The organism is Duganella radicis, from assembly GCF_009720825.1.
In the GTDB taxonomy this organism is placed as follows: domain Bacteria; phylum Pseudomonadota; class Gammaproteobacteria; order Burkholderiales; family Burkholderiaceae_D; genus Rugamonas; species Rugamonas radicis.
Genome location: NZ_WNKY01000012.1, coordinates 67,238 through 88,017 on the forward strand (window position 1 = coordinate 67,238; position 20,780 = coordinate 88,017).

20 protein-coding genes are annotated in these 20,780 nt (G+C 62.4%); 8 read left to right on the forward strand and 12 right to left on the reverse strand.

What is annotated here, in order from left to right; translation table 11 throughout:
- Window positions 1-47: 47 nt before the first annotated feature.
- Entirely contained in the window at window positions 48-1,025 is a 978-nt protein-coding gene (locus tag GM676_RS13260) for an aldo/keto reductase (protein WP_155464079.1), read from the reverse strand.
- A gap of 103 nt (window positions 1,026-1,128) precedes the next feature.
- Here GM676_RS13260 and GM676_RS13265 point away from each other — a divergent pair, with 103 nt between their 5' ends.
- Complete coding sequence (locus GM676_RS13265) at window positions 1,129-2,028, forward strand: LysR family transcriptional regulator (protein ID WP_170304289.1); 900 nt, start codon at window positions 1,129-1,131, stop codon at window positions 2,026-2,028.
- Here the strand turns inward: GM676_RS13265 and dacB are convergent.
- Together dacB and GM676_RS13275 are read right to left on the reverse strand one after the other, a co-directional pair.
- On the reverse strand, window positions 1,988-3,532 hold the full coding sequence (gene dacB / locus GM676_RS13270; RefSeq protein WP_155464080.1) for a D-alanyl-D-alanine carboxypeptidase/D-alanyl-D-alanine endopeptidase: 1,545 nt from the start codon (window positions 3,530-3,532) through the stop codon (window positions 1,988-1,990). The genes GM676_RS13265 and dacB overlap by 41 nt on opposite strands.
- Window positions 3,516-4,754 carry a spore maturation protein gene (locus GM676_RS13275; protein ID WP_155464081.1) on the reverse strand — a complete coding sequence of 413 codons (1,239 nt, stop codon included), beginning with the start codon at window positions 4,752-4,754 and terminating at the stop codon, window positions 3,516-3,518. The genes dacB and GM676_RS13275 overlap by 17 nt, the downstream gene beginning before the upstream one ends.
- A 119-nt stretch (window positions 4,755-4,873) precedes the next feature.
- Here GM676_RS13275 and GM676_RS13280 point away from each other — a divergent pair, with 119 nt between their 5' ends.
- From GM676_RS13280 to GM676_RS13300, 5 genes are all read left to right on the forward strand, one after another.
- Window positions 4,874-6,517, forward strand: a complete 1,644-nt coding sequence (locus GM676_RS13280; RefSeq protein ID WP_229262668.1) for an ABC transporter substrate-binding protein — start codon at window positions 4,874-4,876, stop codon at window positions 6,515-6,517.
- 20 nt (window positions 6,518-6,537) lie between these two features.
- On the forward strand, window positions 6,538-7,455 hold the full coding sequence (locus GM676_RS13285; RefSeq protein WP_155464082.1) for a YihY/virulence factor BrkB family protein: 918 nt from the start codon (window positions 6,538-6,540) through the stop codon (window positions 7,453-7,455).
- A gap of 401 nt (window positions 7,456-7,856) precedes the next feature.
- A complete protein-coding gene (locus tag GM676_RS13290) occupies window positions 7,857-8,081 on the forward strand; it encodes a hypothetical protein (RefSeq protein WP_155464083.1) in 225 nt (74 codons plus the stop codon).
- Window positions 8,082-8,142: 61 nt separating this feature from the next.
- Window positions 8,143-9,054, forward strand: coding sequence for a signal peptidase I (gene lepB / locus GM676_RS13295; protein ID WP_170304290.1), 912 nt, complete (start codon window positions 8,143-8,145; stop codon window positions 9,052-9,054).
- A 10-nt stretch (window positions 9,055-9,064) separates the two neighbouring features.
- Window positions 9,065-9,640: a flavin reductase family protein gene (locus GM676_RS13300; protein WP_155464085.1), complete on the forward strand. Its 576-nt coding sequence runs from the start codon at window positions 9,065-9,067 to the stop codon at window positions 9,638-9,640.
- On the opposite strand, the gene GM676_RS13305 is transcribed toward GM676_RS13300, so the two are convergent.
- From GM676_RS13305 to GM676_RS13330, 6 genes are all read right to left on the reverse strand, one after another.
- Window positions 9,637-10,764 carry an acyl-CoA dehydrogenase family protein gene (locus GM676_RS13305; RefSeq protein WP_155464086.1) on the reverse strand — a complete coding sequence of 376 codons (1,128 nt, stop codon included), beginning with the start codon at window positions 10,762-10,764 and terminating at the stop codon, window positions 9,637-9,639. The two genes, GM676_RS13300 and GM676_RS13305, sit on opposite strands and share 4 nt — an antisense overlap.
- A 17-nt stretch (window positions 10,765-10,781) precedes the next feature.
- Entirely contained in the window at window positions 10,782-11,450 is a 669-nt protein-coding gene (locus GM676_RS13310; RefSeq protein ID WP_155464087.1) for an SDR family oxidoreductase, read from the reverse strand.
- Window positions 11,450-12,649 (reverse strand): acetyl-CoA C-acyltransferase, encoded by a 1,200-nt coding sequence (locus GM676_RS13315; RefSeq protein WP_155464088.1) that lies wholly within the window; start codon window positions 12,647-12,649, stop codon window positions 11,450-11,452. Before GM676_RS13315 ends, GM676_RS13310 begins: the two co-directional genes overlap by 1 nt.
- A complete protein-coding gene (gene aceK / locus GM676_RS13320; protein WP_155464089.1) occupies window positions 12,642-14,459 on the reverse strand; it encodes a bifunctional isocitrate dehydrogenase kinase/phosphatase in 1,818 nt (605 codons plus the stop codon). The genes GM676_RS13315 and aceK overlap by 8 nt, the downstream gene beginning before the upstream one ends.
- An 88-nt stretch (window positions 14,460-14,547) precedes the next feature.
- Window positions 14,548-15,732 (reverse strand): isovaleryl-CoA dehydrogenase, encoded by a 1,185-nt coding sequence (locus tag GM676_RS13325; RefSeq protein ID WP_155464090.1) that lies wholly within the window; start codon window positions 15,730-15,732, stop codon window positions 14,548-14,550.
- A 140-nt stretch (window positions 15,733-15,872) separates the two neighbouring features.
- Window positions 15,873-16,256, reverse strand: coding sequence for a MerR family transcriptional regulator (locus tag GM676_RS13330; RefSeq protein ID WP_155464091.1), 384 nt, complete (start codon window positions 16,254-16,256; stop codon window positions 15,873-15,875).
- 302 nt (window positions 16,257-16,558) lie between these two features.
- On the opposite strand from GM676_RS13330, the gene GM676_RS13335 reads away from it, so the two are divergent.
- Complete coding sequence (locus tag GM676_RS13335) at window positions 16,559-16,966, forward strand: hypothetical protein (protein WP_155464092.1); 408 nt, start codon at window positions 16,559-16,561, stop codon at window positions 16,964-16,966.
- Between the two features lie 218 nt (window positions 16,967-17,184).
- Complete coding sequence (locus tag GM676_RS13340) at window positions 17,185-17,367, forward strand: hypothetical protein (RefSeq protein WP_155464093.1); 183 nt, start codon at window positions 17,185-17,187, stop codon at window positions 17,365-17,367.
- On the opposite strand, the gene GM676_RS13345 is transcribed toward GM676_RS13340, so the two are convergent.
- From GM676_RS13345 to GM676_RS13355, 3 genes are all read right to left on the reverse strand, one after another.
- Window positions 17,364-17,948: a UbiX family flavin prenyltransferase gene (locus tag GM676_RS13345; RefSeq protein WP_155464094.1), complete on the reverse strand. Its 585-nt coding sequence runs from the start codon at window positions 17,946-17,948 to the stop codon at window positions 17,364-17,366. The genes GM676_RS13340 and GM676_RS13345 overlap by 4 nt on opposite strands.
- Window positions 17,941-18,258, reverse strand: coding sequence for a Grx4 family monothiol glutaredoxin (grxD, locus tag GM676_RS13350; RefSeq protein WP_155464095.1), 318 nt, complete (start codon window positions 18,256-18,258; stop codon window positions 17,941-17,943). The genes GM676_RS13345 and grxD overlap by 8 nt, the downstream gene beginning before the upstream one ends.
- Before the next feature lie 67 nt (window positions 18,259-18,325).
- Window positions 18,326-20,674: a Tex family protein gene (locus tag GM676_RS13355; RefSeq protein ID WP_155464096.1), complete on the reverse strand. Its 2,349-nt coding sequence runs from the start codon at window positions 20,672-20,674 to the stop codon at window positions 18,326-18,328.
- Window positions 20,675-20,780 lie beyond the last annotated feature (106 nt).

Below are 20,780 nucleotides of genomic sequence, written 5' to 3' on the forward strand. Positions count from 1 at the left end.
ATGCCACCATTATGCGACAAGTGTCGCATAATGGTCAACCCCGGAGTTTAGCGGTCGACGGTGGCCATCCGTTCCGGGTTGTAGCGCGGGCCGGCGATGTGTTGGAGCGCGCGTTCGAGGGTGGCGATTGCTTGCGCATCCAGCTGAATCGCGGCGGCCGCCGCGTTCTGCTCCAGGTTGGCGCGGCGGCGGGTGCCGGGGATAGGGACAATGTCGGCGCCCTGCTGCATCACCCATGCCAGCGCGATCTGGCCAGGCGCGACGCCACGGGCGGCCGCTACGTCGCGCACCGTTTGTGCTGCGGCCATGTTGGCGTCGAAGTTGGTGCCCTGCATGCGGGGATCCTGATGGCGGAAGTCGGTCGGCGGATATTCCTCCGCGCGCTTGGCGGTGCCGGCCAGGAAGCCGCGGCCCAAGGGGCTGAACGGCACCAGTCCGATGCCCAGCTCGCGCAACACGGGAATGATGTCGTCTTCCAGATTGCGTTCCCACAGCGAATATTCGCTTTGCAGCGCGCTGATCGGATGCACCGCGTGCGCCCGCCGGATGTTCGCCACGCCAGCCTCGGACAGCCCCAGATAGCGCACCTTCCCTTCGCGCACCAGATCGCCCATGACGCCCACCACCTCCTCGATCGGCACCTTGGGGTCGATGCGGTGCTGATACAGCAGATCGATGTAGTCCGTGCCCAGCCGGCGCAGCGAACCCTCGACGTGCGCGCGGATCTGCGCCGGATCGCTGGTGACGCCCACCGTGGCGCCATCGCGGATGTCGAAACCGAACTTGGTGGCGATGATCGCCTCGCCGCGGCGGCCGGCAAAAGCGCGGCCCAGCAATTCCTCATTGTTATACGGGCCGTAGACCTCGGCCGTATCGAAGAAATTGATGCCCAGCTCCAGCGCGCGATGCAGGGTGGCGATGGCTTCCTGCTGGTCGGACGGTCCGTAGGCATGCGTCATGCCCATGCACCCCAAGCCCTGCGCGGAAACGGTCAAGCCCTGATTGCCCAATGTGCGTTGTTTCATGATGGCTCCTTGCGATGTGATGGGTTGAGTATGGACCCCGTCTAAAAAATACACAATTACATTAAAATGCAAAACATTGTTGAAGCTGATGCAATGGTGAATCATGGAAATGCTCAAAGAAATGGCGGTGTTTGCCCAGGTGGTCGACAGCGGCGGCTTTTCGGCGGCGGCGCGGATACTGGGCCTGACCACTTCCGCCGTCAGCCGTCATGTGTCGCGCCTGGAGACGCATATGGGCGGTCGTCTGCTACACCGGACCACCCGTGCCCTGTCGTTGACGGAACTGGGCCAGCACGTCCATGCCGGCTGCGTGCGGATGCTGAGCACCGCACGCGAGATCCACGCGCTGGCGGGGAGTTATCGCGCCCGTCCCAATGGCGTGATCGCGGTGACGGCGCCGGTCGCGCTAGGGCAGATCTGGCTGGCGCCGCGGCTGCCCGTGTTTCTGGAGCGTTATCCCGAGGTGCAGGTGCGGCTGATCCTGGTCGACCGCAATGTGGATCTGGTCGAGGAAGGCGTGGACCTGGCGATCCGTATCGCCACCGAGCCGGCGCCGGGACTGGCCGCCCGTCCGCTGGGCAAGGTGCGGTATGTGCTGGTGGCGTCGCCGCGGTATCTGACTGCGCATGGGACGCCGGCCACGCCGCACGATCTGCCTCGGCATGCCTGCAGCTATCTGGGTTATGCGCGCTTTGGCGAGGAATGGACGTTTCGCCGCGACGGCACGGCAAGCTCCCTGCGCGTGCCGTCGCGGCTGACGATCAATAACAGCGTGGCGCTGCTGGCGGCGGTGGAGGCTGGCAGCGGCATTGGCCTGCTGCCCAACTTCACGGCGCGGGCGGCGCTGGAACAGGGGCGGGTCCGGCAGGTGCTGGCGGACTGGGAGCTGGATGAGCCTTATGCCGGCAACGTATATGCGGTGTATCCGCCTGGACCGCACCTGGCGCTGAAGGTGCGTGCCTTTATCGATTATCTGGTGGCGGAAGCGGCGCCTGCGCTGTAGGGCCGCCTTGCCGTGCCACCCAGTCGACCAGCGCGTCCAGCACGGCGCGGCCGGCGCCGTTGGCGACGTGGTCGTCGTTGAGGATGGCGACGACGATGCAGGGCTGGTTGCTGGCGTCCGGGACGTAGCCTGCCACTGCGATCACGCCTTTCAGGCTACCAGTTTTCAGGCGCGCGCGCTGCGCGGCTGGACTTTCCTTGAGGCGGCGCTTCATGGTGCCGTCGGTGGCGGCGATCGGCAGGCTGGCCAGGAATTCGGGCATCCACAGGCTTTTTAAGCCGGCTTGCAGGACGCCGGCCAGTTGCGCCGCTGTGGCGCGCTCGCTGCGCGACAGGCCGGAGCCGTTGTCCAGTACCAGGCCGTTGCCGTCGATGTTGTGCTGCTGGAGCCAGGCACGGATCGCGGTTTCGGCGCGCATGGCGGTGCTGGCGCCGCCGGCATCCATGGCCAGCGGACGGCTGCCCAGCGCCGGATCGGCTTCCAGGCTGCCCAGGCTGAGGAAGATGGTGCGGGCCAGGGTGTTGTCGGATTGCTTGTTGGTGTCGCGCAGGATTTCCGGCAGCGTGCGCGAGACGTGTTCGGCCAGCAGGCGGCCGGCAGGCGCGGGCGCGGCCAAGGGCTGTGCGGCCAAGCCGGTGGGCACCTCGGCCGGGGCTGCGGCCTCGCGCACCTCGCCGGTCAGGCTGCCGCCCTGTTGGCGCCATTCGGCCAGCAGCAGGCGGGCGAGATAGTCCTGGCTATCGAGCACGTTGATGCTGGTGGACTTGGTGCAGTCTTTCGGGAAGCTGCCGTGCAGGACGACTTCGATGCGGTCGCCCTTGCGCGCGTAGTCCGGCGTGCGCCAGCCGTTTTCCCATGCGGCGCAGGCGGCGTCGCTGAGTTTCAACTCGGAGCGGATGCTGACTTTGTCCAGCTCCGGCATCATCACCAGCGACAGCTTGTCGGCGCTGGAGCGCATTTCCACTTTCAGCAGATTGGTGTTGACCAGGGCCGCATTCGGGATGACGTTGTAGTACGCCCATGGATACTCATCGAACGGCGGCTGCCCCGCGTCCGGCCGCGATGGCTGGAACAGCTGGCGGTCCACCACGATGTCGCCCTTGATCCGGCGGATGCCCTGGTTGCGCAGCGCTTGCAGCATGTGCGACAGCGCGTCCTCGTTGAAATCCGCATCGGCGCCGCCGCGCAATATCAGGTCGCCTTGCAAGACGCCGTTGACCACGTCCGCATTGCTGCGGAATTCGGTGCGGCCGCGGAACACCGGGCCAAGCTGCTCCAGCGCCGTCATGGTTGTGAACAGCTTCATGGTGGATGCCGGCTGCATGCTCAGCGTCGGGTTGTGCGACACCAGCACGGTATCGCCGCGCATCACGATGATGCCGGCCGCTTCCTGCGGAATCTGCGAGGACTGCATCAGTTGCGCCACCGGCTCCGGCAAGGCGGCATGGGCAACGCCGGCGGCCAGCAGCGCCGCCAGCAGCAGGGACTTAATGGAAGAAGACATAGGAAATCGCAATCGCGGCAATCACGCCCGCCAGATCGGCGATCAGCCCGCACGAAATCGCATAACGCGTCTTGCGGATGCCGACCGAGCCGAAATACAGCGCGACGATGTAGAAGGTGGTATCGGCCGAGCCCTGGAACACGCAGGCCAGGCGGCCGACAAAGGAATCCACGCCATAGGTTTGCATGGTGTCGATCATCATGGCCTTGGCGGCGCTGCCGCTCAAAGGCTTCATCAGCGCGGTCGGCAAGGCGCCGACGAAATCGGTGTTGATGCCGATGGCGCTGAACAGCCAATGAAAGCCCTGCACCACAAAGCCCAGCAGGCCGGCATTGCGGATCACGCTGATCGCCACCAGCATGCCGACCAGGTAGGGAATCACGGTCAGCGAAGTCTGGATGCCGCCCTTGGCGCCTTCGATGAAGGCTTCGTACACATTCACCTTCTTGCGCAACGCGCCGATGATGAAGCCGCCGATCACCGCCATCAGCACAAAATTGCTGAACACCTTGGAGACGACTTCGATCTCGCCCTTGGTCAGGTAGTGGGTGAAGTACCAGACCACGGCCACGATGAAAGCCGTGATCCCGCCCAGCCAGCCCACCACCACGCGGTTAAACAGGTTGATGCGCTGACGGATCGCCACGGCGATGATGCCGGTCATGGTCGCCACATAAGTCGCCACCATGCAGGGGATGAAGATGTCGGACGGATCGGCTGCGCCAAGGATGGAGCGCTGCGCCATGATGGCCAGCGGGATCAGCGTCAGGCCCGAAGTGTGCAGCACCAGGAACATGATTTGCGCATCGGTCGGCTGGTCCTTGTCGGGATTGAGCGTTTGCAGGCTTTCCATGGCTTTCAGGCCGAACGGCGTGGCGGCGTTGTCCAAGCCCAGCAGGTTGGCCGAGAAGTTCATCACCATGTGGCCGGTGGCCGGATGGTTGGATGGCACGCCCGGGAAGATGCGCGAGAAGAACGGTGCGATCAGCTTGGCCAGCAGGTCGATGGCGCCGGCTTTCTCGCCGATGTTCATGATGCCCAGCCACAGCGTCATCACGCCGGCCAGCGGCAGGGCGATGTCCATCACGCCGGTGCGCGCCGAGTCGAAGGTGCCGTCGATGATGCGCTTGAAGATTTCCGTGTCGCCCAGGAAGAGGAATTGCGCCAGCGCGGCCAGAAAGCCCACGAGGAAGAATCCGGACCAGATGTAATTGAGCGACATTTTTCTTGTGTGCAGTAATGGATTTGCAAAGTATAGCGGGTAAGCAAGCTCAAAAAGTTATAAGCTGCCGCTTTACCGTGCGAGATGCCATGAAACGGATGCTGAAAATTTGCGCAGCAATGCTGATAACGGCCGTCGCTTGCGCCGTCGCTCCGGCGAAGGCCGGAGGCCAATATGAGCAAAAAGTCCTGCATGCCTTCCTCAGCACCGGCGAAACCGCGCTCGACCCTGCCGTCGCGTCGGACATCGCCACCCTCAGCCTGCTGGAAAACCTGTTCGATCCGCTGCTGCGCTACGACTATCTCGCCCGCCCGGTCAAGCTGATCCCCAACACGCTGGCCGCCATGCCGGAGGTGAGCGACGACGGCAAAACCTACACCTTCCGCCTGCGCGACGACGTCTATTTCACGCCAGACGCCGCCTTCAAGGGGACGAAACGCCAGGTCACGGCGGATGACTACGTCTACAGCCTCAAGCGCCTGTACGACCCGGCCTTGAAGTCGCCATGGCTGTACCTGTTCGACGGCGTGGCCGACATCCAGCCCGTGGACAAGCTCACCCTGCGCATCCGTCTGAATGCGCCCGATCCCAACTTCCTGTTCTACCTGGCGATGCCGGCCACCAGCGTGGTGGCGCGCGAGGTGATGGAGGCCTACGGCGCGCAAGCCGGCAACCATCCGGTGGGCAGCGGCCCGTTCAGGATCGGCAGCTGGAAGCGCAGCGACCAGATCGTCCTGTTGGCCAACCGCGAGTTCCGCCCGACCGAATTCCAGGGGAAGCGCTTGCCGATACTGGATCGCATCGACATCAAAATCGTCGAGGAATACCAGTCGCGCGTGCTGGGCTTCCTGAACGGCGAATTCGATTTCCTCGAACAGTTGCCGGAGTCGATGAAGGAAATGGTGCTCACCGACGACGCCCGGCTCAAGCCCGAACTGGCCCGCAAAGGCATGGTCCTCGCGCCCTTCCCCGTGCTGCAAACCTACTACATGTGGATGAATATGGATGACCCGCTGATCGGCGGCTACAGCAAGGAAAAAGTCGCCCTGCGCCGCGCCATCGCGATGGGGTACGACCGCGCCGAGGACATCGGCATGATGAAAAAGGGCCTGGCCCTGCCGGCCATCACGCCGCTGCCGCCCAATGTGCTGGGCTACGATCCGCAGTACCGCAGCCCGGTCGCCTACGATCCGGCACTGGCCAACGCCCTGCTGGACCGCTACGGCTATCGCAAGGGCAAGGATGGCTTCCGCACCCAGCCGGACGGCAAGCCGCTGACGCTGGTGATGCACAGCGAAGCCTCGACCGTCGGCCGTCTGCGCGACGAGCTGTGGCACAAGAACCTGAACGCCATCGGCCTCAAAGTCGTCTTCAAGAGCGACAAGAAAACCGAGATCATCAAAGCCTCGCGCCTCGGCGCGGTGATGATGTTTGAAACCAACTGGGTGGCCGACTTCCCCGATGGCGATAACTTCTACCAATTGCTGTACGGCCCCAACGCCGGCCGCGCCAATTATGCGCGCTTCAACCTTCCGGCATACAATCAGCGCTATGAGCAAGCCCGCTTGATGGGAGAGTCGCCGCGGCGCACGGCCCTGTATGATGAGCTGGCGAACATCATCCACGCCTATACGCCGTGGGTGCTGTTGACGCATCCCATTTCCGCCGACTTGCAGCAGCCATGGTTGAAAAATTACCGTCGTCATCCGGTGGAGCTCACCAACTGGCGCTATCTGGACGTAGACGCACATACCGCACACTGAGCGGTGCCTAGAATGACAGCATGAACCTACTCAACCGCAGGGCGCTGGCCTATGTGGCCGGCCATCCCATGGATTTCACGGTGCAATGCCTGAAGGGCTTCCGCGCCAATCAAGGCCTGCTGCTGGCGGGCGCGGTGGCGTATTACTCGCTGCTGTCCATCCTGCCGCTGTTGATGCTGGTGGTGGTCGCGCTTTCGCATGTGATCGACCAGCAGGAATTACTGTTGACCGTCGGACGTTATCTGAACTGGCTGGTGCCGGGCCAGTCCAAGCCGATTGTGGCGGAGGTGGCGCAGTTTCTTGCGCATCGGGATCTGGTGGGCGGCGTGCTGCTGATCAGCATGCTGTTTTTCAGTTCGCTGGCGTTCACCGTGCTGGAAAACGCCATGTGCGTGATCTTCAAGCACCGCGTGGCGATACGGCGGCGGCATTTCATGATCTCGGCCATCATGCCCTACTGCTACATCCTGTCGCTGGGCGCGGGCATGCTGCTGGTGACGTTGGTGGCCGGCAGCTTGCAGGTGCTGGGGCAGGAGAGCGTGCAGCTGTTTGGCTATAGCTGGTCGCTGAATGGCGTGTCGGGCGTGCTGCTGTACTTGCTGGGGCTGGGCGGCGAGGTGCTGGTGCTGTCGTCGATTTACCTGGTGATGCCGGTCGGGCGGCTTTCCTTGTCGCATGCGCTGATCGGCGGCGTGACGGCGGCGTTGCTGTGGGAGGTGGCGCGGCGGATACTGGTGTGGTACTTCACCACCCTGTCGCAGGTGAACGTGGTGTATGGTTCGATGACCACCGCCATCATCGTCATGTTCAGCCTGGAAATCGGCGCCACCCTGCTGCTGTTTGGTGCGCAGGTGATTTCCGAATTCGAGCGCGTGGGCCGCGAGCGGCCGAAGCGCGCCGCCCGGCCGATGACCACTGAAACCACACAAATAAAATAATTTGTGCATTGCACAAAAAGTGTGATAGACTACGTCTGTGGTTGAGGTTTGCATGCAAACAGTCCCACGTCCGGCCGATGCGCCGCGCCCAGAGTTGTGTAAGTTCGATGGCGCAGGTGACGCGGAAGCTGGAGTTGTAATTCCGAATACGTTGGTCGATTTACACGTCAGGGGCACCACGCAGATAGCATGGGCGCCTGGGACGCCGCCTCACCTGGCAGATAGCCAGGGAGCCCGGTACGATTAAAGAATAGGTAATACATTGGAACGAAGCCCGCAGCGATGCGGGCTTTTTTTTCGTCCGCAGCTTGCGCTCGCCCAAATGGCGTGGGCGGCGTCAGCCTATTCTGGAAGGCTGACGGAGGTGGATGATGGAATTTGCTTTTACTCTCAGATACCGTTTGGCGGAGCAAGATTGCAATTATGCCGAGTTGGCCCTGCGGCTGGCGGCCTCCGATTGCGCCGATGCGCTGGCCGGCGTGGCGCGGCCCGGCTACCTCATGCTGTACTTCCTGCGCAAGGCCGACAGCGCCGGCGCCGCGTTGTCCTGCGCGATCGCCGATGTCGAGCGCGCCATCCCCACAGCGGAACTGATCGCCATCCGCTCCGACTTCAAGCCGAGCTAAAACTTGACCTTGTCTAAATTGTTTGTCAGGCTGGCATCTTTCTATCTGGTCTGGAGATGATTTGAAGCCGAAAAAGTGGATCGCAGTCGTGTTGAGTATTTTTACCGCGCCGCTGGCGTTTTTATATCTGGGTTCGGTGCAGTGGGCGCTGCTCAGTTTTGTGCTGTCGACGGGACTGGGTTTGCTCAACTTTGCCGTGCCGGGTCACGAGATTGTGTTCGGTCTGGTATCGGTGGCGCTGGTGGTGCTGTGGATCTGGCTGGCGCTGCGCCTGATTGGCCAGCGCACTGGCGAAGAGCGGCGTCCATGGCATACGCGCTGGTACGGACTGGTGGCGATCGCAGCTGCATGGGCCGTGATCGCGGTGCTGCTGCGTGCATTCTTGTATGAGCCGTTTAAGGTCCCTTCGTCGGCGATGAAACCGACCTTGCCGGTGGGCGCGAATGTGCTGGTGCAGAAGCACGGATATGGGCACTATGGCACGATGGGTGCCCAGCTGTTCCACGGTGCGCTATCGGCGTCGGTGGTGCGCGGCGACATCATTGCGTTCGACTATCCACGCGATCCGAGCCAGACTTTCCTCAAGCGCGTGGTTGGCCTGCCTGGCGACAAGATCGTTTATCGCGACAAGCATGTACTGGTGAATGGCGTGGATGTGCGTGGCAAGCAGTTGGCCGATTATCTGGATGATGAACGGCTGGCGTACATGAAGCGCTATCGTGAAAAGCTGGGTCAAATCGAACATGACATCCTGATCTCGGATAGCGCACCGGCGCGCATGGCGCAAGGAGAAATCGCGACGCCTCCGCAGTGCACGAATGATGGTGAAACCTTGAGCTGCGTGGTGCCGGTCAACAGCTATTTTGTGATGGGCGATAATCGCGACAATAGTCTGGATAGCCGCTATTGGGGTTTTGTCCCGGCCAAGGCGGTGATAGGCAAGGTGGTCTACATCGCCGCGCCGCGTCATTGAGGAGTGAAGATTGGATCAGCATATCAAGCCGGTGGAGCTGGCGAAGGCGTATCGGCTGTTGAATCATGGGCCGACGGTGCTGGTGTCGGCCTCGCATGGCGGTGTGGATAACGTGATGTCGGCGGCATGGTCGTGCGCGCTGGATTTTGCGCCGCCCAAGGTGACGGTGGTGCTGGACAAGGCGACTGCCACCCGACCGCTGGTGGAGAAGAGCGGCTATTTCGTGTTGCAGGTGCCGAACGTGGGGCAGTTGCAGCTCACCTATGACGTCGGCCATGTCAGCGCGAACGATGCGCCGGACAAGCTGGCCAAGGCCGGCGTGCGGCTGTTCCGCGTGGATGGTTACGAGGTGCCGCTGGTGGCTGGATCGTCGGCTTGGTTGGTGTGCAAAGTGCTGCCGGAGCCGCGCAATGAACAGGTGTATGACCTGTTCATCGGCGAGGTGGTGGCAGCGTATGCCGATGACCGCGTGTTCAGCAACGGCCACTGGCATTTCGAGGCCGCCGATCCATCGCTGCGCAGCCTGCACTATATCGCCGGCGGCAATTTCTACGCCATCGGCGAGGCGGTGGTAGCGAAGACTTAGAGCGCGCGGGCGATCAGGATTTTCTGGATGTCGCTGGTGCCTTCGTAGATCTGGCACACGCGCGCGTCGCGGTAGATGCGTTCTACCGGGAAGTCGCTCACGTAGCCGTAGCCGCCGTGGATCTGGATGGCGTCAGAACATACCTTCTCCGCCATCTCGGAGGCGAACAGCTTGGCCATGGCGGCTTCTTTCAGGCAGGGCAGGCCGGCGTCTTTCATGGATGCGGCGTGCAGGATCAGCTGGCGCGCGGCTTCAATCTGCATCGCCATTTCCGCCAGTTTGAATTGCACCGACTGGTGTTCGAAAATCGGCTTGCCGAAGCTTTCGCGTTCGCGCGCGTAGTTCAGCGCCGCTTCATATGCGGAGCGCGCCATGCCGACCGACTGCGAGGCGATGCCGATGCGCCCACCCTCCAGCCCGGACAGGGCGATCTTGTAGCCCTGGCCTTCTTCGCCGATCAGGTTCGCTGCCGGCACGCGGCAGTTTTCAAACACGATTTGCGCGGTGTCCGATGAGTGCTGGCCCATTTTGTGTTCGATGCCGGCCACGATGTAGCCTGGTGTCGACGTCGGCACCCAGAACGCGCTGATGCCTTTCTTGCCAGCGGCTTTGTCGGTCACCGCCATGACGATCGCCACGTCGGCGTGCTTGCCGCTGGTGATGAATTGCTTCACGCCGTTCAGCACATAGTGGTCGCCATCGCGCGTGGCGGTAGTGCGCAGGGCGGCGGCGTCGCTGCCGGTGTGCGGTTCGGTGAGGCAGAAGGCGCCCAGCATCTCGCCTTGTGCCAGTGGCCGCAGCCATTGTTCTTTCTGCTGCGCGTTCGCATACATCATGCCGATGCTGCATACCGGGCAGTTGTTGACGGAGATGATGGTGGACGTGCCGCCATCACCCGCCGCTATCTCCTCCAATACCAAAGCCAGGGACACGTAATCCATGCCCGCCCCGCCCAGTTCCTCGGGCACGGCGACGCCGAAGGCGCCCAGCGCCGCCAGCTCCTTCAGCTCCTCCTTCGGAAAGTGGTGTTCCTTGTCCCAGCGCGCTGCGTTGGGGGCCAGACGTTCCTGCGCAAAAGCGCGCAGGGCGTCGCGGATCATTTCGTGTTCCTGAGTCAGTATCATGATGTCTCTTCTATTCTTTACCAGCCGATGGTTGTGCCATCGTAGTTGCGATAAGTCGCCTGGTCGGACGCGGGTAGCGTCGCCAGCGTGTTGCGGATGCCTGCCGCGCTCTGTTCTACCGAAAGATCCGCGCTTGCGCCACCCATGTCGGTGCGTACCCAGCCTGGATGGAAGGCCACGCAGGTCGCACCTTGTTTGCCATGTATCAGCGCCGTATCGATCAGCACTGAATTCAAGGCCGCCTTGCTGGCGCGGTACAGCGATCCCACCGGCGAGTTGCGCTCGCTCAGTGAGCCCATGCGCGAGGACAGCACCGCCAGCTTGCCCTTGGCCGAGCTGACCATCGGCGCGATGATGGGCAGCAGGCGCATGGCCGCCAGCACATTGGTGTGCATGACCGAGTTGAAGTCGGTCTCCATCGGGAAGCCGTCGTGACGCGGGCCGTACACGCCGGCGTTGAGGATGGCGACGTCCAGCTCTTCGCCATCCAGCTTCCAGCCGATGCCGGCCACCGCTTCAACGTTGTTCACATCCAGCTTGTGCGGCTCGGCGCCCAGCGCCGCCAGCGCGTCGCAGTCTTCCTGCTTGCGCGCGGTGGCGATCACGCGCCAGCCGTCGGCCCGGTACTGTTTCACCAGTTCGAGGCCGATGCCGCGCGAGGCGCCGATGACCAAGGCCGTCGCCATTACACCAGCTCCACGGCCACCGCGGTCGCCTCGCCGCCGCCGATGCACAGCGCGGCCACGCCTTTCTTGCCGCCGGTGCGTTTCAGTGCGCCCAGCAGGGTGACGATGATGCGCGCGCCCGATGCGCCGATAGGGTGGCCCAGCGCGCAAGCGCCGCCGTGGATGTTGACCTTCTCGTGCGGGATGTCGAGGTCGCGCATGGCGGCCATCGGCACGGCGGCGAAGGCTTCGTTGATCTCGAACAGGTCGACGTCCTTGGTGCCCCAGCCGACTTTTTTGTACAGCTTTTCGATGGCGCCGATCGGCGCGGTGGTGAACCAGTTCGGCTCCTGCGCGAAGGTGGCGTGGCCGAGCAGGCGGGCGATCGGCGTCAGGCCCAGCTCCTTGGCTTTCGATGCGCGCATCATCACCAGCGCGGCGGCGCCGTCGTTGATGGAGGACGACGAGGCGGCGGTGATGGTGCCGTCTTTCTTGAAGGCGGCGCGCAGGGTCGGGATCTTCTCCACTTTGGCTTTCAGCGGGCCTTCATCCTTGTCGATAACGGTGTCGCCGGCGCGCGAGGTCACGGTGACCGGCGCGATTTCCCACTTGAACCAGCCTTCGTTGGTGGCGACTTGCGCGCGCTTCACCGATTCGATGGCGAAGTTGTCCTGTGCCTCGCGGGTGAATGCGTACTTGGCCGAGCATTCTTCGGCGAAGGTGCCCATGGAGCGGCCTTCGCCGGTTTTCTCGTTGCGCGAGTAGGCGTCTTCCAGGCCGTCGTACATCATGTGGTCGAACATCATGCCGTGGCCGATGCGGTAGCCGCCACGAGCTTTTGGAATCAGATAAGGCGCGTTGGTCATGGACTCCATGCCGCCGGCGATCACCACGTCGGCGCTGCCGGCCACCAGCTGGTCGTGCGCGAAGATGGTGGCTTGCATGGCCGAACCGCACATCTTGGACAGCGTGACGGCGCCGGTGGACGTCGGCAGGCCGGCTTTCAACAGCGCCTGGCGTGCAGGCGCCTGGCCCTGGCCCGCCATCAGGCAGTTGCCGAAGTAGACGTGTTCCACCAGCTTGCCGTCGATGCCGGAGCGTTCAACGGCGGCCTGGATCGCCACGGCGCCCAGATCGTGCGCGGACTTGGCGGAGAAGTCGCCCTGGAAGGCGCCCATGGGGGTGCGGGCTGCGCCCACGATGACGATAGGATCATTCATTTTCAAAGGTCTCCATAAAAGGCGGTGGTGTCACCGCAGGGATGTTCAATAGGTGTTTGTGCGAGAAGCGGATGTGCTGTGGATACGGGTAAACGTCTTCCAGCACGCCATCCACGATGCGCTGCTTGCGCGCCTGCCAGTACTCGGGCGTGAGCAAGTCGGCGTGGTGCTTGAGGAAGTACTTGCGTATCTTCTGGTTCCCCAGCAGGAAGCTGCCAAACTGCTCGGGGAAGACATCGTGTTTGCCGATCGGGTACCACGGCTCCGACGCCATTTCTTCTTCCTCGGTGCGCGGCTCGGGTATGGCGCGGAAGTGGCAGTCGGTGATGTATTCGATTTCGTCGTAATCGTAGAACACCACGCGCTGGTGGCGCGTGACGCCAAAATTCTTGTACAGCATATCGCCGGGGAAGATGTTGGCGGCCACCAGTTCCTTGATGGCGTTGCCGTATTCGAGCACGCCGTGTTCCAGTTGCGCTTCATCGTGCTCTTTTTCGCTCAGCCAGAGATTCAGCGGCACCATGCGGCGCTCGATGTACAGGTGCTTGATGACGATCTGGTCGCCGTCTTCCTCCAGCATCGATGGCGCGTGCTGCTTGAGCTCCGCCAGCAGCTCGTCCTTGAAGCGGCTGCGCGGGAAGGCGACGTTGGAGTATTCCAGCGTGTCGGCCATGCGGCCGACGCGGTCGTGGTGCTTCACCAGCAGGTACTTCTGCTTGACCAGCGCGCGCGTGGTTTCCTTTGGCGGCGGATAGAAGTCCTTGATCACCTTGAACACGTAGGGGAAGGATGGCAGCGCGAACACCAGCATCACCAGTCCCTTGATACCGGGCGCGATGTCGAACAAATCCGAAGAGTGCTTGAGGTGTTGCAGGTAGTCGCGGTAGAACAGCGCCTTGCCCTGCTTCTGCAAACCGAGGATGGTGTAGATCTCGCTGCGCGGTTTGCGCGGCATCAACGCGCGCAGAAACTGCACGTAGGCCGACGGCACTTCCATGTCGACCATGAAGTAGGCGCGCGTGAAGGAGAACAGCACGGCGATCTGCTCGGGGTCGCACAGCACGGTATCGAGTATCAGCTCGCCGTGGCGGTTGTGCAGGATCGGCACCACAAACGGATAGACGCGGTTGCCGTTGATGCTCTGGCCGACGATGTAGGCGCCCTTGTTGCGGAAGAACAGGCTCGATAGCACCTGGATCTGGTGATTCGGCTCGATGCGAGCGTCGCCGTAGGCTTCTTTGAGGCGCGCCTCCACCTGCTCGACGTCGCGCGTGAGATGGGCAAAGGTCGCCTCCAGCTGGAAGTTGGTGACGATGCGCTTGAGCGTGTAGTGCATGCCGTCCGCCGGGTAGTAGACGCGGTAGGTCGGGCGCGGTTCGGCGGTTTCGATGTATTCGGTGGAGACCACCGGCCGCACGAAGATGAATTCGTTGTGGAAGTAGCGGCGGTGCAGGATGTTGCAGCAGACCGAGTTGAAGAAGGTCTCGGCCAGCTCCGGCTGTTTGTGGTCGGACAGCATGCCGATGTAATGCAGCTTGAGTTCGCGCCACACGTCATCGGTCAGGTCGGATGGTTCGTATTCGTCCTCCAGCTGCTGCACGCATTCCTGCACGCGCTGGTCGTAGAAATCGATGCGGGCGCGCGCGGATTGCTGCGCTTCGGCCCAGGCGCCGCGTTCGAAGTGCTGTCTGGCTTGCTGGCTGGTCGCGCGGAACAGCCGGTAGTGCTTGTCGAAACCGTCGCGGATGGTGCGGGCGATGTCGAACGCAATCTGCGAGCGCAGCAGTTTTGGAAAAGCGGCCTGGGTCATGTCGGTTCCGTCAGCGTCGTACCGGCGAAGGCCGGTACCCATAGCAAGCTCAGCATGGGCACCGGCGTGCGCCGGTGCGACGTCTATCTTATTTGGTCTCGGCAAACAGTTCGCGGCCGATCAGCATGCGGCGGATTTCGCTGGTGCCGGCGCCGATTTCGTACAGCTTGGCGTCGCGCCACAGGCGGCCGACCGGATACTCGTTGATGTAGCCATTGCCGCCCAGCGTCTGAATCGCCTCGCCGGCCATCCAGGTGGCCTTCTCGGCGCTGTACAGAATGGCGCCGGCGGCGTCCTTGCGCAGGTTGCGCACCTGCTCCGGCGTGGTGGCGCGGTCGCAGGCCTGGCCGACCGCGTAGACGTAGGCCTTGCAGGCCATCATGGTCGAGTACATATCGGCGAGCTTGCCTTGCATCAGCTGGAATTCGCCGATCGGCTGGCCGAACTGCTTGCGGTCGTGAATGTAGGGCACCACCGCGTCCATGCATGCCTGCATGATGCCCAGCGGGCCGCCCGACAGCACGGTGCGCTCGAAGTCCAGGCCCGACATCAGCACGTTGACGCCCTTGCCCAGGCCGCCCAGCACGTTCTCGGCCGGCACTTCGCAATCTTCGAACACCAGCTCGCCGGTGTGGGAGCCGCGCATGCCCAGCTTGTCCAGCTTTTGCGCGATGGAAAAGCCCTTGAAGCCTTTTTCGATCAGGAAGGCGGTCATGCCGCGCGGGCCGGCCTCCAGGTCGTTCTTGGCGTACACCACCAGCACATCGGCGTCCGGGCCGTTGGTGATCCACATCTTGGTGCCGTTCAGCACCCAGCGGTCGCCCTTGAAATCGGCGCGCAGCTTCATGCTGACCACGTCGGAACCGGCGTTCGGCTCGGACATGGCCAGTGCGCCGACGTGTTCGCCGGAGATCAGCTTGGGCAGGTATTTTTTCTTCTGTTCGTCGGTGCCGTTGCGCTTGATCTGGTTGACGCACAGGTTGGAGTGGGCGCCATACGACAGGCCGACCGAGGCCGAGGCGCGCGAGATTTCCTCCATCGCCACGATGTGGGCCAGATAGCCCATGTTGGCGCCGCCGTATTCTTCCGGCACGGTGATGCCGAGCACGCCCAGTTCGCCCATCTTGCGCCACAGGTCCATGGGGAACTGATCGCTGCGGTCGATTTCAGCCGCGCGCGGGGCGATCTCGGCGGCGGCGAACTGCTGCACGGCCTCGCGCAGCGCGGCGATGTCCTCGCCATGGTCAAAGGTCAGGCCTGGGAGATGGAGCATGTCTTCCTCTATTCGTTATGGGTTTGAAGCGGCCATGATACGCCGATGTGACGTTAACGTAAACGTCAAGTACATCAACCCGGGGTCAGTTCTTGCATTCATGCATGAGCCCGTGTGGGATTGCAAGAACTGACCCCGGGTCAGGTTTGGGCGGCCAACAGGCGCTTGCACTCGTCCTCGTGGGCCTGGATCTCGGCCAGCGACATTTCGATGTCTTCGCGCTGCTGTTCCAGGGTTTCGCGGTGCTGCGCCAGCACGCTCAGGAAGCGGTGCATCTGCGCCACCGAGTCCTTGGGCGTTTCGTACATGTCGACCAGGCTTTTGATCTCGGCCAGCGACAGGCCCAGGCGCTTGCCGCGCAGGGTCAGTTTCAGGCGGGTGCGGTCGCGCCCGGTGTACACGCGGTTGCGGCCGCCGGCGCCTTCGCGCGACGGGCTCAGCAAGCCCTGATCTTCGTAAAAGCGGATCGCGCGCGCCGTGATGTCAAATTCGCGCGCCAGTTCGGTAATGGTATAGGTGGACATGGTTCCTGATGAATTTCCGTTTACGTCAACGTCAAATCATTGTAGCGCGAAACCCACCGGCCGACGTAGAGTCGGTGGCAATTCATGACCACGGGGCGTGCAAAATGGTATCGTGCGACGTGAAACAGCGCGCGGCAGGATTATAGTCATCCGCTATGGCGCGCCGAATAAAATTCGCCGCGCGTTTTCGCTCACGGCCGTCCCAGCAGAGGATAAAATGTTAATTATAAAATCCAATAAGGTCACAGTTGCGATCCGCCGCAGAGACTGACTTTCATGACGCAACGTGAAATAGTTCAATTATGAATTCTTCTAATGAACGCGAAAGCTTTAGCCAGCGCCTGCAGCAGGCGTTAAAAAACGCCCATTACTCGCCCGACAGCCCGACCCGGCTGGCGCGCGAATTCAATATCCGGTTCGACGGACGGCCCATTACCGTCCACGCGGCCCGGAAATGGCTGGTGGGCGAGGCAATTCCGACCCAGGAGAAGCTGCGCATGATCGCTCAATGGCTGGGCGTGCCGGCCGAATGGCTGCGCTTTGGCGGCCCGGAAGAAGGCGCGCCGAGCGGCGGCGACGGCAATGGCCTGTCGCGTTTTGAATCGGCCGACGTCAAGCTGATTGCCGATTTGCAGCGCCTGGACGAGCATCACCGCCAGATCGCCCGTGAATTTATCCGCATGCTGGTGCGTGTCAACTACCAAAAGTAGATATTTTTACGTAGTACTACCGAGAGATATTGACCAGTTGGGCACCCTCCTTGGTCATACTTTCATGAAACTAGTTTCACGATTTACCGGTTTTTGTTCGGAACAGGGCGCGCCACAGGCAGCGCCCTTTTTATTTTTTCTATCTTTGTGAAATGTCATGGTGTCGACACGGATTTCAGGCACAATAGGGTAGAACCTACTTTTTGGGGAGTCACGCTTTGAGCCGTTTGATCAAAAGCAATTACAGCAATGCCGCCCAGCTGAAAGATTTGATGACCGCCCCGCCCATGAGCGCCGCCCAGCATGCTGAAGTGATGCGCAAGCGCATTGCCCAGCGCCGCATGGTGGAGGAAGCGCGCGAGCTGAAGCGCGCCGCCAGCTCTTACTACGACAAGCGTTAATTTGCCGCTTTAAGCCCAGCCCAGCGCGGCGCCAGTGCGTGTTCGACGCCAAACAGGTCGAGCACCCGGGCCACGGTGTGGTCAACCATCTCGTCGATACTTTGGGGGTTGTGATAGAAGCTCGGCAGCGGCGGGAAGATGATGCCGCCCATTTCCGTGACCGCCGTCATATTGCGCAGGTGCGCCAGGTTGAACGGCGTCTCCCGCACCATCAGCACCAGCCGGCGGCGCTCCTTAAGCACCACGTCGGCCGCGCGCGCGATCAGGTTGTCGGACAGGCCATGGGCCACCGACGCCAGGGTTTTCATCGAACAGGGAGCGATGATCATGCCGTCGCTCTGGAACGAGCCGCTGGCAATCGCGGCGCCGACATCGCGCACCTTGTGCACCACGTGGGCCAATGCTTCCACTTCACGCCGCTGCAAGCCGGTTTCCTGGTGCAGGGTGAGGACCGCGGCCTCGGAGATCACCAGATGGGTCTCCATCCCCGCGATATGTTGCAAATGCTGTAGCAGACGCACCCCATACACGGCGCCGGTGGCGCCGGTGATGGCGATGACCATCCGCCGCGGATTAGCCATTGTTGTCCAACAGGGCCTTCAGCTCGCCGGATTCAAACATTTCGCCCATGATGTCCGAGCCGCCGACGAATTCGCCGCGCACGTACAGCTGAGGAATGGTCGGCCAGTTCGAGTAGTCCTTGATGCCCTGGCGCACTTCCGGATCTTCCAGCACGTTGACGGTGGCAATGTTTTCAACGCCGCACGCTTTCAGGATCTGGATGGCACGGCCGGAAAAGCCGCATTGCGGGAACTGGGCGGTGCCCTTCATGAACAGCACCACCGGGGTGGAGGTCACGGTTTCTTTGATCCAGGTTTGTACGTCGCTCATAGCTGCCTCTAGGGTGTAAAGATGTGGAATACCGGCATTTTATAAGAAAATGCCGGCGCCCGTGATTTTACCCCCGCAGCTTGGCGAAGGCCGCCGCCATGCTGCCGCCCATGGCCGGCTCACGGTGTTGCTGCTTCTGCTGTTGGCCCATGGCGCGGCGGTCATTGCGGTCGCCGCGCTGCTGCGGCTGCGAACCGGCTTGCGGCGCGCTGTCCGACAGACGCATGGTGAGGGCAATGCGTTTGCGCTTTTCGTCCACTTCCAGCACCTTCACCTTGACCACTTGGCCGGCTTTCACCACCGTGTGCGGATCTTTGACGAAGGTGTTGGACAGGGCCGAGATGTGCACCAGGCCGTCCTGGTGCACGCCGATGTCGACAAACGCGCCAAAGGCGGCCACGTTGGTCACCACGCCTTCCAGGATCATGTCCGGGCGCAAGTCCTTGATTTCCTCCACGCCTTCCTTGAAGGTGGCGGTGGTGAATTCCGGACGCGGGTCGCGGCCCGGCTTTTCCAGTTCTTTCAGGATGTCGGTGATGGTCGGCACGCCAAACTTGTCGTCGGCGTACTTGGCCGGTTGCAGACGCTTGATCAGGGCGCTGTCGCCGATCACGCCCTTGATGTCCTTCTGGATGTCGGCCAGGATTTTTTCTACCACCGGGTAGGATTCCGGGTGGACCGCCGAGGCGTCCAGCGGGTTGTCGCCGTTCGTCACGCGCAGGAAGCCGGCCGCCTGCTCGAAGGTCTTGTCGCCCAGGCGCGGCACCGATTTCAGGGCGGCGCGCGAGGTGAACGCGCCTTTCAGGTCGCGGTAGGTGACGATGGCTTGCGCCACCGAGCTCGACAGGCCCGACACGCGCGCCAGCAGCGGCGCTGAGGCGGTGTTGACGTCCACCCCCACCGCGTTCACGCAATCCTCGACCACGGCGTCCAGCGTGCGCGCCAGCTGGGTCTGCGAGACGTCGTGCTGGTACTGGCCGACGCCGATCGATTTCGGATCGATCTTCACCAGCTCGGCCAGCGGGTCTTGCAGACGGCGCGCGATCGAGACGGCGCCGCGCAGCGACACGTCCATGTCCGGCAGCTCTTTCGACGCATATTCGGAGGCCGAATACACCGAGGCGCCGGCCTCGGACACCACGATCTTGTTCATTTTCTGCTCGGGGAAGCGCTTGAGCAGGTCTTGCGCCAGCTTGTCGGTTTCGCGCGAGGCGGTGCCGTTGCCGATGGAAATCAGCGACACATTGTGCTTCATGGCCAGCTTGCCCAGCGTGTGCAGCGAACCTTCCCAGTCGTTCTTCGGCTGGTGCGGATAAATCACGGCGGTATCGACCACCTTGCCGGTGGCGTCCACCACCGCCACCTTGACGCCGGTGCGCAGGCCCGGGTCCAGACCCATGGTGGCGCGCTGCCCGGCCGGGGCCGCCAGCAGCAAGGCTTTCAGATTGGTAGCGAAGACGTTGATGGCTTCCAGCTCGGATTTCTCGCGCAGCGCGCCCATCAGTTCGGTGTCCAGGTGCATGAAGCTTTTCACGCGCCAGGTCCAGCGCGCGGTGTCGGCCAGCCATTTGTCGGCCGGCCGGCCAGCCTGCCTGATGCCGAACCGGGCGGCGATGCGGCTTTCGCACGGATTGTGCGGCGCGTCCCACTTTGGTTTTTCCGGTTCGGTATCGAGGCGCAGGGCGACGTCGAGGATGCCTTCGCGGCGGCCGCGCATCAGCGCCAGGGCGCGGTGCGAGGGCACGGACGACAGCGGCTCGGAATAATCGAAGTAATCGGCGAACTTTTCGCCTTCTTCTTGCTTACCTTCAATAACTTTCGATTCAACAATGCCATGCTCTTGCACATATTCACGCAAGGATTGCAGCAGGGTGGCGTCCTCGGCAAAGCGTTCCATCAGGATCTGGCGCGCGCCGTCCAGCGCCGCCTTGGTGTCGGCCACGCCCGGATTGTTGCCGTCGGCGGTGGTGAAGGCTTCGCGCAGATAGTTGGCGGCCTCGGTTTCCGGGTTCAGTTCCGGATTGGCCAGCAGGCCCTCGGCCAGCGGCGCCAGGCCGGCTTCAATGGCGATCTGGGCCTTGGTGCGGCGTTTTTGCTTGTACGGAAGATATAAGTCTTCCAGGCGGGTCTTGTCTTCCGCGTGCATGACAGCATCTAACAGCTCTGGTGTCATCTTGTTTTGCTCGGTGATCGATGCCACGATACTGGCGCGGCGTTCTTCCAGCTCGCGCAGATAGCGCAGGCGCTCTTCGAGCAGACGCAGTTGAGTATCATCCAGGCCCCCGGTCGCCTCTTTACGATAGCGGGCGATGAAGGGAACGGTGGCGCCTTCGTCCAACAGGGCGATGGCGGCGGCAACCTGGGCCGGTTTGGCGGAAAGTTCCAGGGCAAGACGTTGTTCGATGGAAGGCAACATGGTGATGATTCCTAGACAGACAAGGCCGGAATAATACGACATCGGCAGGCTAAAAGGCCACGAAGGTGGGCAAGCCCACGCTGACAGACAGCTTTTATAAAGAATT